Below are 14,921 nucleotides of genomic sequence, written 5' to 3'. Positions count from 1 at the left end.
GCCACCACCCGGCGGCGACCCGCAGCACCGGCCGTCCCCGTAGCGACGGCGACCGGAACAGGAACAGGGGAGGGAGAAGCACATGGCGATCAGGACGAGCGTCTTCAGCGACGACTTCGTCACCGACTTCACCGCAGCCGCGCGTGGCGCCGCCGAACTGGGCCTGGACGGCCTGGCCGTGCGCAATGTGCGGGGGCGCAACATCAAGGACCTGGAGCCCGACGACGTACGGCGGGTCAGGCGTATCGCCGACGACCACGGCCTGTGCGTCTCGGCCCTCGGTTCGCCCTACGGCCGGGGATTCTTCCTCGACGACGACGGGAGCCGCCAGGAGGCCGAACGGCTGCTTGACCGGATGCTCGGTTACGCGGACCTCCTCGGCACGCGGCTGATCCGGATCTTCGCGCCCTGGCTGCGCGGTCACGACGACTACGCCATGTGGTCCGACCGGCCGGACTTCACCGACTGCCTGGACCGACTGGCGGAACAGCTCGCCCCCTCGGTCCGCGCCGCCGAACGGGCGGGAGCGGTGCTGATGGTGGAGACCGAGGGCGCCAGCCACATCGGGCAGGCATGCGAGACCGCCCTGCTCCTGGAGCGGTTGGACTCACCGGCGCTCGCCCTGTGCTGGGACGTCGCCAACGCCTGGCGCTCGGGCGAAACGCCCCTGGACGGCCTGACCGCGGCCCTGCGGCTGCCGGTCGTGGACGTCCACATCAAGGATCTGCACGCCGACCCGGCCGACCCCGCGAAAGCGGGCACCCGGCGGGCCGTCGCCGGAGAGGGCGACGTGCCCTACCGGACCATCCTCCCCGCGCTGATCGACCACGGCTACGACGGCTTCCTCACCGTGGAGCGCAACTACCACCCCCGCAGGCCCGAGGACGATCCCGGGCTCACCAGCGACGTGCAGTCCGACATCAGGAATCTGCGAGCCATCGTGGACGACATCTACCGGAGGTAGGCAATGACGCCACCCGAACCACCCGTGAACTTCGCCGTTGTCGGCCTCGGCGCCTTCGGTGCGACCAGCGCCGAGGCGGTGACCTCCACCCCGGGCACCCGTCTGGTGGCGGTCGCCGACCTGGACGCCGAGCGCGCCCGGGAGACCGGCGCCCGGTACGGCGTCGACTGGACCACCGACTACCGCGAGCTGCTGACGCGCGCTGACATCGACGTCATCGGGGTGTTCACCCCGAGCAACAAGCACCGGGACATCGTCGTCGAGGCGGCCCGGGCGGGCAAGCACGTCCTCGTCACCAAGCCCCTGGAGATCTCGCTCGACCGCGCCGACGCCATGATCACCGCGTGCGAGGAGGCCGGGGTCGAGCTCTTCTGCGAGTTCTATCTGCGGTACATGGCGGAGAACTTCCGTATCCACCAGGCGATCGAGGCCGGCGCGCTGGGCAAGGTCGTGCTCGGCGACTTCAGTTACAAGTGCTACCGCCCCCAGTCGTACTACGACGCCGACGGCGGCTGGCGCGGAAAGCTGGCCGACAGCGGCGGCGGCATCGTCATCAACCAGAGCATCCACGCGGTGGACAAGCTGCGCTGGTACCTCGGCGAGGTGGAGAGCGTCCAGGCGCTGACCGGGACCTTCACCCATGACATCGAGGTCGAGGACACCGCGGCGGCGCTGCTGAAGATGCGCAGCGGCGCGATCGGCATGCTGGTGGGCACCGCCACCTTCCACAACACCAACCCCGTGCACCCCGTCTACGGCGGCGGCTCCACCAGCCGCAGCGAGGTCAACGGCGACCTGGGCAGCGTCATCGCCATCGACAACGCCATCACGATGTGGAAGACCACCGGGGACTTCGACCCGGAGCCGGGCGACGCGGGCGACGGACCGCCCGCCAATGTCTTCGCCGACGTGGCACGGACACTGCGCGACCCCGGCTACTCCTCGTCCACCCTCGTGCGCGGCCGGGACGCCCGCGCCTCGCTCGAAGTCGTCCTCGCTCTCTATGAATCGGCCCGTACCGGGCAACTCGTCCGGGTTTCCGGCGTGGACGCGGAGGTGGAAGCACGATGAACAGACGCATGACGATCAGACGCACGGCCGGGAACAGACAGCCCCTGCCCGGGACCGGCTCCGCGGGCCGGCGCGGGCCCGCCCTGCGGGGGCCCGGGGCGCTGGTGTGCGCGGTCGCCGTCGCCGCGACCACGCTGGCGGGCTGTGCCTCCGACACGGCCGGCGGCGACAAGGTGATCACCGCCCTGGTCCCGGCGGCCGGCGCCGGACTCGCCAGCCAGTACGCCGAGTACTACAAGGCGCTGGCCGCGGAGTTCAAGGCGACCACGGGCGCGACCGTGAAGTTCCAGTACTTCAACTCGCCCGACCAGGAGACCACGCTCATCCAGACCTCCCTGGTCTCCGGCTCCGGCCCGGACATCGTGGACTACGGCAGCAGCTTCGGCGGCACGCTCTACGAGACCGGCGGCTTCCTCACCCTCACCGAGGACGACTGGAAGGCGGTCGGCGGCCGGGACACCTTCATCCCCGCGCTGCTGTCGATGTCCGGCAAGGGCGAGGGCAAGGAGATCGGCATCCCGCACACCACGGTGCCGTACGTCATGGCGTACAACACCGCGATGTTCGCCAAGGCGGGCATCGACAGGCCGCCGACCACCTGGACCGAATGGATCGACGACGCCAAGCGGCTCCAGAAGGCCAACCCCGGGGTGCACGGTGTCGGCATCGACCCCGCGGACGGCTTCGACCCGTGGAAGTTCGCCTGGTCCTACACCCACCAGCTCGGCGGCAGCGGCTTCCTGTCGAAGGACGGAAAGACCGCCGCCCTCGACAGCCCCCAGCTCAACAGCGCCGTGGACTTCTACTTCGCCCAGATCTACCAGCACAAGGTCGCCCCGGCCGAGTCGCTGACCTGGAACAACGCCCAGATGGTCGCGGCCTTCCTGGGCGGCAAGGTGGCCATGCTGCCGATCGCCACCAACAGCGTCCAGCTTGCCGCCGCCGACCAGCCCATCGCCAAGGACATCGGCCTCGCCCCGATGCCGAACGTGCCCTACGGCATGACCGAGCGCCCGGCCGGCGGCACCCCGGCGCAGAGCATCGTGGCCGGCCGTGACTGGGCGATCCCCAGCTACGCCAAGGGCAAGAAGGATCTCGCGCTCGCCTTGGCCAAGGCCAGTGTCAGCCCGTCGGTCAACAAGAAGCAGTACGAACTCACCGGCTGGATGCCCGCCACCACCGCGGGCATGGACCAACTGGCCACCGACCACCCGGAGGCCAAGCCGCTGATCGCGGTCGCCGGGCAGGAGGAGCCGACCGAGTTCACCGGCGCCTGGTCGTACATCCAGACCGGTATCGGCACGGCGATCAAGAACGTGGCCGGGAACCTCGCCACGACGGGGAGCTGGAAGCCCGACTATCTGACCGCCCAACTGGCCAACCAGAACAAAGCCGTTCAGGCCCATCTGTGAGCAGGACCATGAAGACCTACTCCGAAGACTCCGCAGACTCCGCGCTGCGGGCGTCCGGGGACGCGGTCACCGCCGGCCGGCCGGACGTGCCGGCCGGCGGGCCCGCCCCGAAAGCGGCGGGCCGCGGCCGCCGGCCCCTGTGGATGCTCGTCCCCTGCGGGGCGGCGCTGCTGGCGGTCGTGCTCGTCCCGGTGGCGCTCACCGTCGACATGAGCCTGCACGACGTCAATGTGAGCACGCTGCGCGACTGGGTGCACGCCCCCTGGTCGGGGCTGCGCAACTTCAAGGAGGCGTTCACCGGCCCCAGCGTGCAGGGGGTGGGCGCGGCCAGGTCACTCGGCATCAGTGTGGCGTTCTCCCTGCTGACGACCCTGGTCGTGGTGCCGGTCGGCTTCCTGGCCGCGCTGTCGGTGCACCGACCCTTCCGCGGCCACGGTGTGGTGCGGGCGCTGTATCTGATCCCGCACATCATTCCGATGTTCGTCACCGCGCTGCTGGCCCGGATCATGTTCCTCAACCACTACGGGCTGGTGGACCGGGTGCTCGGCCATGTCGGGCTGGCCAGCCAGGACACGTACTGGCTGATCGGGCCGAACGCCTTCTGGGCGATGACGTTCACCAATATGTGGGCGCAGTGGCCGTTCATCTATCTGCTGGTGCTCGCCGGGCTCCAGACCATCCCGCGTGAGCAGCTGGAGGCGGCCGAGATGGACGGCGCCTCCCCGCTGACGAAACTCCGCAGGATCGTGCTGCCGCAGATGAGCGGGCTGCTGAAGCTGGGCGTACTGCTGTCCACGCTCTACCACTTCGGCAACTTCACGCTCGCGTACGTGATGTTCTCCTCGCCGCCGCCGGCCTCGGTGAACGTGCTGCCGATCAACGCGTACTTCCGCGCCTTCTCGACATTCGACTACGGCGTCGCCAGCGCCATGGCGGTCCTGATGATGATCATCCTGATCGTGCCCGGATACATCTATCTGCGGGCCACCCGTATGACGGACGAACCCGAATGAGCGCCCCGGCGACGCGACCGGCGGCCGGGACCGTCCGGTCGGCGAGAAAACGAGGACCCCTGATGTCCGCTTCCGCGCCCCGGACCCGTAGCCCGCGCCTGAGCCAGCCGGACCGTATCCTGCCCGCCTGGCTGGCCCGGCTCGTCGTGGTGGTGCTCTCGGTCACCACGCTCGTCCCGGTCGGCTACATGCTGCTGCTGTCCCTGAGCCCGGACACCCGCGCGGCCCTGGGCGAGGTGAGCCTCGACGGCCCCCTGCTGCACAACTACCGGGCCATGTGGTCCGACGCGCCGTTGGCCTCCGGCATCCTGCACACCGTCATCATCGCCGGGGTCTCGTCCCTGGCCTCCGTGATCCTCGGGCTGCTGGCGGCCTACCCGCTGACCCGCTACCGCTTCCGCGGCAGGAAGGTCTTCCTCCAGACGCTGATCGGCACCCAGACCGTACCGGGCACCACCCTGGTCCTGCCGCTGTTCGCGGTCTTCTCCTGGCTCCAGACCACGCTGGGCGTCCATCTGATCGGCGGATACGGCGTCATCATCTTCACCTACATGACGTTCGGACTGCCGCTGTCCACCTGGCTGCTGGCCGGCTACCTCCAGACGGTCCCGCGCGAACTGGACGAGGCCGCGGCCATCGACGGATGCGGACCCCTGCGGACCGTCTTCCGGGTGATCCTGCCGCTCAGCCTGCCCGCGATCGTCGTGGCCTTCGTCTTCTCCTTCCTCGTCGGATGGAACGACGTGCTGTTCGCGAGCGTGCTGACCAAGTCCGACACCCAGCCGCTGGCCATCGTCATGCAGGGCTTCGCCAACACCCAGGCCGACTCCGGACTTCCGCTGTACGGCGAGCTGATGGCCGCCGCCGTCATCAGCTCCCTGCCCGTCGTCGTCCTCTACCTGGTCTTCCAGCGCTACCTGGTCCAGGGGCTGAACGCCGGTGCGATGAGCGGGGTCTGAGCCGTGCCCGGAGCGCGCGGCGCGCGGTCCACCCAAGCAGAGCGAAAGGCAGAGCATGAAGATCACCGCGATACGGCTGCGCCGGGTGCGGGGCACCGCGGAAACCGAGGGCCCGCACTGGGAGGACCGGGCGGTACGTCCCCTGGACGTCTACCCGCACTACCGCGAGGACCGCTGGCGGCCCGAAGTCGGCCAGGCCGTCACCTACTTCGAGCGGGGCGAGCAGATCGACGACCACCATCTGCGGCTCGCCTCGACCTTCCTCCAGATCGACACGGACGAGGGCGTCAGCGGTGTCGCCGGGCCGCTGGCCCCGTCCGCCGCCATGCTGGTGGGACTGCATCTGGCCCCCGTGGTCACCGGCTGCGACCCGCTCGCCAGCGAGTATCTGTGGGACGTGATGCACCGGACGCTCTCGCACGGACGGCAGGGCGACGGGATGATGGCGATCAGCGCGATCGACTGCGCCCTGTGGGACCTGCGCGGCAAGTGGTTCGGCGTGCCGGCGTACCGCCTGGCCGGCGGCCCCACCCGCGAGACCGTACCGGCCTACGCCAGCATGTTCGGCTTCGGCGTCGGCGATCTGGGGATGGTCCGCGAGCGCGCCAAGTGGGCGCAGGCGCAGGGCTACCGCGCGCAGAAGTGGTTTCTGCGGTACGGCCCGATGAGCGGGCACGAGGGGCTGCGGCGCAACGTCGACGTCGTAAGGACGGTCCGGGAGGCCATCGGCGAGGACGACGACATCATGATCGACTTCTGGACCGCCCTCGACGTCCCCTACACCGTGGCCCTGGCCGAACGCGTGGCAGAGTACCGGCCCCGGTGGATCGAGGAGCCGGTGATGGCCGACCGGGTCGACAGCTACAAGCGCATCCGGCAGCGCATCAGCATCCCGGTGGCCGGCGGCGAGCACGAGTACACCCGGTGGGGGCTGCGGCGGTTCGTCGACGAGGGGGCGCTCGATGTGCTCCAGCCCGACATCTACTGGGCCGGCGGACTGTCCGAGACGCTCAAGATCGCCGGATACGCCACCGCGCACGACCTCATCACCATGCCGCACGGCACCTCTCCCCAGGCCACGCTGCACTTCTCGGCCACCCAGTCGCCCATCCACACCCCGCAGCAGGAGTTTTTGATCAAGTTCAGCACGGTGACCCAGCACTTCCTGCGGCACCGCGTCGAGCCGGTCGACGGCGAACTGGTCCTGGACGACACCCCCGGCCTCGGCATGGAACTCGACCCCGACCGGATCGAGTCCGAGACCGAACTGGAACCGGCATGACGGGCGCACCCGACGCGGCCGCCGATGTGGAGGTCGCCGCCGACCCGGGGACCGGAGTCGCCGTGATCCGCCTCGCCCGGCCCGGCAAGCTCAACGCCCTGCGCTCCGGCGCGGTCCGCGAACTCGACCGGGTGATTGGCGTACTGGAGGCGGACCCGGACTGCCGGGTGCTCGTCCTGGCCGGCCGGGGCCGGGCCTTCTGCTCCGGCGCCGACCGGGGCGAACGGGCCGACTTCACCCCGGACAGCCGCCGGCGCTTCATCGCCGCCGGGCGCGCGACGCTGGCAAGGCTGCGGTCCTCCCCGCTGATCTCGGTCGCCGCGCTGCACGGGTACGTGCTCGGCGGCGGGCTCGAACTGGCCATGTCCTGCGATCTGCGGGTCGCCGACGAAGGCACGCTGCTCGGGCTGCCCGAAGTGACCCTCGGCCACCTCCCGGGCTGGGACGGCCCGGCCCTGCTGTCCCGGCTCGTCGGCCGGGGCCGGGCGCTCGACCTGGTGCTGACGGGCGAACGGCTCGGCGCGTCCGCCGCGCTGGCCGCCGGCCTGGTGGACGAGGTCACGCCGGACGGCACGGCCTTCGCGGCGGCGCTGGACCGGGCCCGGCGCTACGCCGCCGCGCCGGCGGCGGTGACCGGACGGGTCAAGCAGGCGCTCGATCTCGCCCCGGATCTCGACCCGGCCCCGCGCCTTGCCCCCGGACCGGGCCCGGCGGCCCCGCACCCGGCAACGGAACACACCGAAAGTGAGGAACCCCCGTGCGGATACTGACCGCCCAGGAGGCCGTACGGCTGATCCCCGAGGGCGCGACGGTCGCGCTGTCCGGCGGAAGCTACCGGGCCGTGGCCGAATCACTGCTCGAAGCCCTCGCCGAGCGCTTCGACCGCGACGGTACCCCCACCGGCCTCACCGTGGTCGCGGTGAGCATGGTCGAACGCAGCCGCCGAGGCGAGGGCGGCGCCGGCACCGGACTCAACCTCATGGCCCGCCCCGGCATGGTGACCCGGGTGATCAGCGGCAGCTACGCCCGCAACCCGGAACGGGAGATCAACCGCTTCGTCCGCTCCGGCGACGTCCCCGCCTACAACTACCCGATGGGGACCATCCTCCAGTGGCTGCGCGCCACCGCGGCCGGGCGCGGCGCCCTGCTCACCCCGGTCGGCATCGGCACCTTCGCGGACCCGCGGCTCGACGGCGGCCGTGTGGTGCCCGGCCGGTACGCGCCGCTCAACCGGGTGGTCGAGGTCGACGGCGAGGAACTGCTGAGCTATCCGCGGCTCCCGGTCGACGTGGCACTGGTCAAGGCGACCTCCGCGGACCGCCGGGGGAATCTCTACGCCGACCGGGAGGCGTACGACCACGGCGCCGTCGACGTGGCCATGGCGGCCCGCAACAGTGGCGGCATCGTGCTCGCCGAGGTCAACCGGATCGTCGACAACGGCGAGGTGCACCCGCGCTTCGGCCGTATCCCCGGCCCGCTGGTCGACGCGGTCGTGCTCAGGCCCGACCCGTGGGAGGACGAGCAGGACCCCGGGCTGACCGGGGAGCGGCGGGTGCCGCTGCCGGAGGACCGCCCCGGCGACCGGCCCCGCGACACGATCGCCCGGGCCGTCGTCTCCCTGCTGCCCGAGGGCGGCATGGTCAACCTGGGCGCCGGGCTGCCGATGTACGACGTGCCGGCCGCCGCGCGGCTGAGGGGCCGCGACGATCTGTACTTCACCGTGGAGCAGGGCCCGATGGGCGGCCGGCCGCTGGTCGGCGGCGCGGCCCTCAACCCCGAGATGATCATGGGCCAGTTGGAGGTGTTCGACTTCTACGAGGGCGGCGGCCCCGATCTCAGCGTGCTCGCCTTCGGCGAGATCGACCGGCACGGCCATGTCAACGTGAGCCGGTTCGGCGGGATGATGCCGGGCTCCGGCGGCTTCGTCAACATCGTGCACGGCGCCCGTGAACTGGTCTTCTGCGGCACGCTCACCACGGGCGGGCTGCGTGAGTCGGTGGTGGACGGCCGGCTGGTCATCGAGCGGGAGGGCACGATCCGGCGGTTCGTCGACGAGGTGGAGCAGATCACCTTCAACGGCACCCGGGCCCGCGCGGCGGGACGGCCGATCACCGTGGTGACCGAGCGGGCCGTCTTCGCGGTGACCGGGGCCGGCTACCGGCTGGACGCCGTGATGCCCGGCGTGGACATCCGGCGGGACGTCCTCGCGCACATCCCGTTCCCGGTCGCCGTGGCGCGCGAACCGCGGTCGATGGGGGAGTTCCTGGTCCACACGGTGTCCTGACAGGACACCGGCCGGCGGACCCCGGGGTACGGCGCCGAATCCGGGCCCGTACCCCCGTCCGTCCTCCGGGCCCCGCCCGCCGTACCCCCTCCGGTATCCCCTCCCGTACCGCCGCCGTACCCCGGCCGGCCCAGTCGGCACGTGCCGTGGGCCCGGCCCGGTGCTTCCATGAGAGAAGACCGCGCCCGGCGCTGACGCGGTGTTCGTCAGCCGGCCGGGCACAGGACGGTTCGCCGCCGTGACCGCACGGGCCGGCCGGAGCCGGCGAGGAGGGTCATGGCGATCGACGCACCGGGCGGGGCGGGTCCCGGCAGCCGGCGGCAGACGGTCATCCGTACCGAGGGCCTGAGCAAGGTGTACCCGAAGGCGTCCGTCGCCGCGGTGGACGGCCTCGACCTGGAGGTCTGCGCCGGCGAGCTGTTCGGACTACTCGGCCCCAACGGCGCGGGCAAGACCACCACCATCGGCATGCTCGCCACCCGGGTGATCCCCACGTCCGGCAAGGCGTACATCGGGGACATCGACGTGGTCGCCCAGCCGACGCTGGCCAAGCAGGTCATCGCCGTCGTGACCCAGCAGAACACCCTGGACCGCTCCCTGACGGTGTGGGAGAACCTCTATTACCACGGGCTGCTGTTCGGCATCCCGGCCGGACGGTCCCGCCGGCTGGCCGACGAGTCCCTCGAACGGTTCACCCTGTCCCGGTGGGCGTCCTCCCAGGTGGGGAACCTGTCGGGCGGCATGGCCCAGCGGCTGCTGGTGGCGCGGGCGATCTTCCACCGCCCGGCCGTGCTCTTCCTCGACGAGCCCACCGCCGGTCTCGACCCGCAGAGCAGGCTCGCGCTCTGGGAGATCCTGGGCGACCTCATCGCCGACGGCCAGACCATCATGCTCACCACGCACAACATGGAGGAGGCCGACCGGCTCTGCGACCGGGTGGCGATCATCGACCACGGCAAGATCCTCGCGCTCGACACACCGGAAGCCCTCAAGCAGGGCATCGGCGCCGACACCATCGTCACCGTGCTGGCCAATGGCGACACCGAAGCGCTCGCCGCCCGGCTCGCCGACGACATCGAGGGCGTCGTCAGGACCCGCCAGATCGAGGGCGGGGTCGAACTCCAGGTGCAGGGCGACGAGCGGCTGCTGCCCCGCGTCGTGGCCAGCACCGAGAAGGGCGGCTTCGACCTGGTCGACCTGTCGATCGTCCGCAGCTCCCTGGAAACCGTCTTCATCAGCCTCACCGGGAAGGAGCTGAGGGAGTGATGGCATCCTCGGCCGACGCCTCCACCCCGCTGTCCCCGGCGGACCGCCGCCTGACCGTACGGCCCAGCCGGTCGGTGGCCGCGGCCAGCCGTACCGCACTCGGCGCGCTCATCCGGCGGGACCTGCGGGTGCTGTGGAAGAACTTCGGCCAGTTCGTGGGCCGGACCGTGATGCAGCCGTTCCTCCTGGTGTTCGTGTTCCTCTATGTCTTCCCCACCATCGGGCAGGGCGTCGGCGGGGCCAGGGGCTCGGCGGGCGAGTCGGCGTTCGCCACCGTGCTGGTGCCCGGGGTGGTCGCCATCAGCATCATGTTCCAGGGCATCCAGTCGGTCGCGATCCAGATGTCGCAGGAGTTCGGCTACACCCGGGAGATCGAGGACCGGGTGCAGGCGCCCTGCCCGATCTGGCTGGTCGCCGTCGCCCGGGTGCTCTCCGGCGCGGTCCAGGCGCTGATCTCGGCGGTCATCGTCCTGCCCATCGCGGCCGTCGTGCACGCTCCCGGTGTCCAGGCGCACCTGACCATCCACTGGTGGATCGTGGTGACCCTCGTCCCGCTGGCGTGCCTGGCCATGACCGCGCTCGGGCTGCTGCTCGGCACCACCTTCCAGCCGCAGAACATCGGGGTGATGTTCGGCTTCGTCGTGCTGCCCCTGGTCTTCCTCGGCGGCACCTACTACCAGTGGACGAAGCTCTCCCTCGTCCACCTCGGCGGCTTCCACTGGCTCCAGATCCTGGTCCTGATCAACCCGCTGATCTACATCACCGAGGGCATGCGGGCGGCCTTCACCCAGACGTCCCACATGCATCTGTACATCGTCTATCCCGTACTGATCGGGGCGTGCGTCGCCTTTCTCGGCCTGGGCCTGCGGAACTTCCGCCACCGGGTGCTGTCCTGACCGCGGCCCCGCGGCCCGCGGCGGTTCCGTACGAAAGGCGACAGCGTGTCCTCCCAAAGCCCCGTTCGCGGCACCGCTCCCGGACCGCGGGCGGAGCCCGTGCAGCGCCTGCTGTTCGGCGGCGTGTACGGGACGGTGCTCGCCAGCGCGCTCGCGGCCGCCCTCGACCACGACAGCGGACCGTCCAACCCCGGCTACGACGCGCTGTGGATCCTGGTGGCCTCGATCGCCACGGCCGCCGCGCACGGCTACGCCCACTCCATCGCCCACCGGACGGTCGGCGAAGAGAAGGTCGCCGCCGGGACCCTCCGCTCGGTGCTGGCCGAGTGGCCGCTCGTCGTCGCCGTGGTGCCGACGCTGGCCCTGCTGCTGGGCGCGTCCGCCGGATGGTGGAGCGAGGGCACCGGGATCAACATCGCGCTGGGCATCAACTCGGCGGCGCTGTTCGGATGGGGCCTGCTGGCGGCGCGTACGGCCGGGCAGGCATGGACGTCGGCCTGCCGTGTCGGCGGGGTGGACGTCCTGCTGGGCCTGTTCATCGTGGCGGCGAACATCCTGAGCCACTGAATCGGCGTCCTGCGTCCTGGGCCCTGCGTCCGGCGTCCGGCGTGCTGCCGGGCCCCGAGGCCGCCCGAACGGCCGCTGACGCCGGGGCCGCCGAGGGGCACGCATGAACAGACGACACCTTTCCCCGTTCCTTCCCCCAAGGATGAGATATGTCTGTGCGATTCTCCGCGCTGCGCGCCGTCGAGGTTCTGGACTCACGGGCGCGGCCGACACTCCAGGTCACCGCGGCCCTGGCCGGGGGCCGTACGGTCCGGGCGGGGGTTCCGTCGGGGGCGTCGACCGGCAGCCGGGAGGCGGTGGAGCTGCGCGACGGCGACCCGGCGCGGTACGCCGGGCAGGGCGTGCGCAAGGCGGTCGGCTACGTCAACGGTGAGATCGCCGAGGCGCTGGTCAGCCGGGACTTCGCCTCGGCGGCCGAGATCGACGCCGCGCTCGCCGACCTGGACGGGACGCGCGACAAGTCCCGGCTGGGGGCCAACGCGGTGACCGGCGTGTCACTGGTCGCGGCCCGGGCGGAGGCGGCCGGCCGGGGTCTGGAGCTGTGGCAGTCGCTGGCGGCCGTCGCCGGCACCACGCCCCGCCTCCCGGTCCCGCACTTCAACGTGGTCAACGGCGGTGTGCACGCGGCGAACAACCTGGACTTCCAGGAGTTCATGCTCGCCCCGCTCGGCGCGCCGACCCTGGCGGCCGCCGTACGCGCCGGCGCCGAGGTCTACGGGCGGCTCAAGGCGCGGCTGGCGGCTGCCGGGCATGCCACCGGTCTTGGGGACGAGGGCGGTTTCGCGCCCGCGGTCGACCGTCCGGAGGAGGTACTGGAGCTGCTGGTGGAGGCGATCGGGGACGCCGGCTACACGCCCGGCCGGGACGGCGTCGCCCTCGCGCTTGACCCGGCGGCGAGCGAGTTCCGCAAGGACGGCCGGTACACGGTGGCGGGGGAGAGCCTGACGTCGGACCAGCTGATCGACCGTTACGAGGGGATCGTCGAGCGCTTCCCGGTGTGGAGCATCGAGGACGGGCTCGCCGAGGACGACTGGGAGGGCTGGGTCCGGCTCACCGAACGGCTCGGGGACCGGGTCCAGCTCATGGGCGACGACATCTTCGTCACGAACCCCGCGATCATCACCGAGGCCGTGGCCCGAAAGGTCGGCAACTCGGCGCTGATCAAGGTCAATCAGATCGGCACGGTCACCGAGACCCTGGAGGCCGTGCGGATCTGCCGGGACGCCGGATACACCCGGATGATCTCGCACCGCTCCGGGGAGACCCCCGACTCCTTCATCGCCGACCTCGCCGTCGGTACCGGGGCCGGCCAGATCAAGTCCGGCGCACCCGCCCGCGGCGAACGCGTGGCCAAGTACAACCGTCTCCTCGAACTCGCCGACACCCACTCCGCGCAACTCCCGTACGGCCTCGACTGACCCGTACGAACACGGCCTGGGCCGAGCCGTACGAAGCCGCCGCGCCCCCGGCGTGGGCACGGCGGCCGTTCCGCGCGGTCGACCCCGTGTCCGCACCGGCATGACGCTGCCCGAGCGGCGGCATTCGCGGATCAGTTGTCGTAGTACAGCTCGAACTCGTGGGGGTGGGGGCGGAGTTGGAGGGGGGCGATTTCGTTGGTGCGCTTGAAGTCGATCCAGGTGTCGATGAGGTCGGTGGTGAAGACGCCGCCGGCCTGGAGGTATTCGTTGTCCTCTTCGAGGGCGGTGAGGACGGCCGGCAGGGAGGTGGGCACCTGGGGGACGCTCGCGTGCTCGTCGGGGGCGAGTTCGTAGAGGTCCTTGTCGATCGGCTCGGCGGGCTCGATCTTGTTCTTCACGCCGTCCAGGCCGGCCATCAGCAGCGCCGAGAACGCGAGGTAGGGGTTGGAGGCCGGGTCGGGGGCGCGGAACTCGACGCGCTTGGCCTTGGGGTTGGAGCCCGTGATCGGGATGCGCATCGCGGCGGAGCGGTTGCGCTGTGAGTAGACCAGGTTGACCGGGGCTTCGAAGCCGGGGACCAGGCGGTGGTAGGAGTTCACCGTCGGGTTGGTGAAGGCGAGCAGGGAGGGGGCGTGCTTGAGGATGCCGCCGATGTAGTAGCGGGCGGTGTCGGACAGGCCCGCGTAGCCGTGCTCGTCGTAGAACAGGGGGGTCCCGTTCTGCCAGAGCGACTGGTGGACGTGCATGCCGGAGCCGTTGTCGCCGAAGATGGGCTTGGGCATGAAGGTCGCGGTCTTGCCGTTGCGCCAGGCGACGTTCTTCACGATGTACTTGAAGAGCATGAGGTCGTCGGCCGCGGCGAGCAGGGTGTTGAACTTGTAGTTGATCTCGGCCTGGCCCGCGGTGCCGACCTCGTGGTGCTGGCGCTCGATCTGGAGCCCGGAGGCTTCGAGTTCGAGGGAGATCTCGGCACGCAGGTCGGCGAAGTGGTCGACGGGCGGGGTGGGGAAGTAGCCGCCCTTGTAGCGGACCTTGTAGCCGCGGTTGTTCTCGGTAGCGCCGGTGTTCCAGGCGGCCGCCTCGGAGTCGATGTGGTAGAAGGACTCGTTCGCGGAGGTCTGGAAGCGGACGTTGTCGAAGACGTAGAACTCCGCTTCCGCCCCGATGTAGGCGGTGTCGGCGATGCCGGTGGAGGCGAGATGGGCTTCGGCCTTCTTGGCCACGTTGCGCGGGTCACGGCTGTACTGCTCGCCGGTGATCGGGTCGTGGATGAAGAAGTTGATGTTGAGCGTCTTGTCCCGGCGGAACGGGTCGACCCGGGCGGTCGACAGGTCCGCGCGCAGCGCCATGTCGGACTCGTGGATGGCCTGGAAGCCGCGGATGGACGAACCGTCGAAGGCCAGCTCCTCGGACGGGTCGAAGGTGTCCGCCGGCACCGTGAAGTGCTGCATCACCCCCAGCAGGTCGCAGAACCGGACGTCGACGAAGGTGACGCCCTCGTCCGAGATGAATTTCTTGATGCTTTCAGAGTCCTGGAACATGCCACTCCTCACGGCCGAAGCACCGACGCCCCGGAGGCCGGAACGACGACGACAGAAGGGGACCGGACGGGAAGGAAGGCTGTGCGCCTGGAGAAAGCACGCCTGCCGCGAGGGCGTCGCCGCACAGCGCACACGTTTTCCCCACGCCCGGTAAGGGTGCGGGGACCGTTGGCGGATCTCCGCGGTCGACGGCGAGGTCCACCGTCGTGTGCAGTCCCATTTTAGCCCAAATCGGACGGCGTCCGGTG

General features: G+C 70.8%; 13 protein-coding genes. 12 read left to right on the top strand and 1 reads right to left on the bottom strand.

What is annotated here, in order from left to right:
- Positions 1-82: 82 nt before the first annotated feature.
- The 12 genes from OHA30_RS03245 (at position 83) to eno (ending at position 13,132) form a co-directional block, all read left to right on the top strand.
- Positions 83-964 carry a sugar phosphate isomerase/epimerase family protein gene (locus OHA30_RS03245; protein WP_328912263.1) on the top strand — a complete coding sequence of 294 codons (882 nt, stop codon included), beginning with the start codon at positions 83-85 and terminating at the stop codon, positions 962-964.
- A gap of 3 nt (positions 965-967) precedes the next feature.
- A complete protein-coding gene (locus tag OHA30_RS03240) occupies positions 968-2,035 on the top strand; it encodes a Gfo/Idh/MocA family protein (protein ID WP_328912262.1) in 1,068 nt (355 codons plus the stop codon).
- 8 nt (positions 2,036-2,043) lie between these two features.
- Positions 2,044-3,447, top strand: coding sequence for an ABC transporter substrate-binding protein (locus tag OHA30_RS03235; RefSeq protein WP_328912261.1), 1,404 nt, complete (start codon positions 2,044-2,046; stop codon positions 3,445-3,447).
- Between the two features lie 8 nt (positions 3,448-3,455).
- On the top strand, positions 3,456-4,460 hold the full coding sequence (locus OHA30_RS03230; RefSeq protein WP_328912260.1) for a carbohydrate ABC transporter permease: 1,005 nt from the start codon (positions 3,456-3,458) through the stop codon (positions 4,458-4,460).
- A 62-nt stretch (positions 4,461-4,522) separates the two neighbouring features.
- Entirely contained in the window at positions 4,523-5,419 is an 897-nt protein-coding gene (locus OHA30_RS03225) for a carbohydrate ABC transporter permease (RefSeq protein ID WP_328912259.1), read from the top strand.
- A gap of 55 nt (positions 5,420-5,474) precedes the next feature.
- Complete coding sequence (locus OHA30_RS03220; protein WP_328912258.1) at positions 5,475-6,701, top strand: enolase C-terminal domain-like protein; 1,227 nt, start codon at positions 5,475-5,477, stop codon at positions 6,699-6,701.
- On the top strand, positions 6,698-7,471 hold the full coding sequence (locus OHA30_RS03215; protein WP_328912257.1) for an enoyl-CoA hydratase/isomerase family protein: 774 nt from the start codon (positions 6,698-6,700) through the stop codon (positions 7,469-7,471). Before OHA30_RS03220 ends, OHA30_RS03215 begins: the two co-directional genes overlap by 4 nt.
- Complete coding sequence (locus OHA30_RS03210) at positions 7,459-8,985, top strand: malonate decarboxylase subunit alpha (RefSeq protein WP_328912256.1); 1,527 nt, start codon at positions 7,459-7,461, stop codon at positions 8,983-8,985. The genes OHA30_RS03215 and OHA30_RS03210 overlap by 13 nt, the downstream gene beginning before the upstream one ends.
- A gap of 276 nt (positions 8,986-9,261) precedes the next feature.
- The gene (locus tag OHA30_RS03205; RefSeq protein ID WP_328912255.1) at positions 9,262-10,251 is read left to right on the top strand and encodes an ATP-binding cassette domain-containing protein; all 990 of its coding nucleotides are present in this window, start codon (positions 9,262-9,264) and stop codon (positions 10,249-10,251) included.
- Positions 10,251-11,147, top strand: coding sequence for an ABC transporter permease (locus OHA30_RS03200; RefSeq protein WP_328912254.1), 897 nt, complete (start codon positions 10,251-10,253; stop codon positions 11,145-11,147). Before OHA30_RS03205 ends, OHA30_RS03200 begins: the two co-directional genes overlap by 1 nt.
- Before the next feature lie 99 nt (positions 11,148-11,246).
- Positions 11,247-11,714: a hypothetical protein gene (locus tag OHA30_RS03195; RefSeq protein WP_328912253.1), complete on the top strand. Its 468-nt coding sequence runs from the start codon at positions 11,247-11,249 to the stop codon at positions 11,712-11,714.
- A gap of 149 nt (positions 11,715-11,863) precedes the next feature.
- On the top strand, positions 11,864-13,132 hold the full coding sequence (gene eno, locus OHA30_RS03190) for a phosphopyruvate hydratase (protein WP_328912252.1): 1,269 nt from the start codon (positions 11,864-11,866) through the stop codon (positions 13,130-13,132).
- Between the two features lie 131 nt (positions 13,133-13,263).
- On the opposite strand, the gene glnA is transcribed toward eno, so the two are convergent.
- The gene (gene glnA, locus OHA30_RS03185; RefSeq protein WP_328912251.1) at positions 13,264-14,673 is read right to left on the bottom strand and encodes a type I glutamate--ammonia ligase; all 1,410 of its coding nucleotides are present in this window, start codon (positions 14,671-14,673) and stop codon (positions 13,264-13,266) included.
- Positions 14,674-14,921: the final 248 nt, after the last annotated feature.

The sequence above is a fragment of the Streptomyces sp. NBC_00223 genome, from assembly GCF_036199905.1.
Taxonomy (GTDB): Bacteria; Actinomycetota; Actinomycetes; order Streptomycetales; family Streptomycetaceae; genus Actinacidiphila.
Note: the sequence above shows the minus strand (reverse complement) of the source record. Positions and strands in the feature narration are given on the sequence as shown.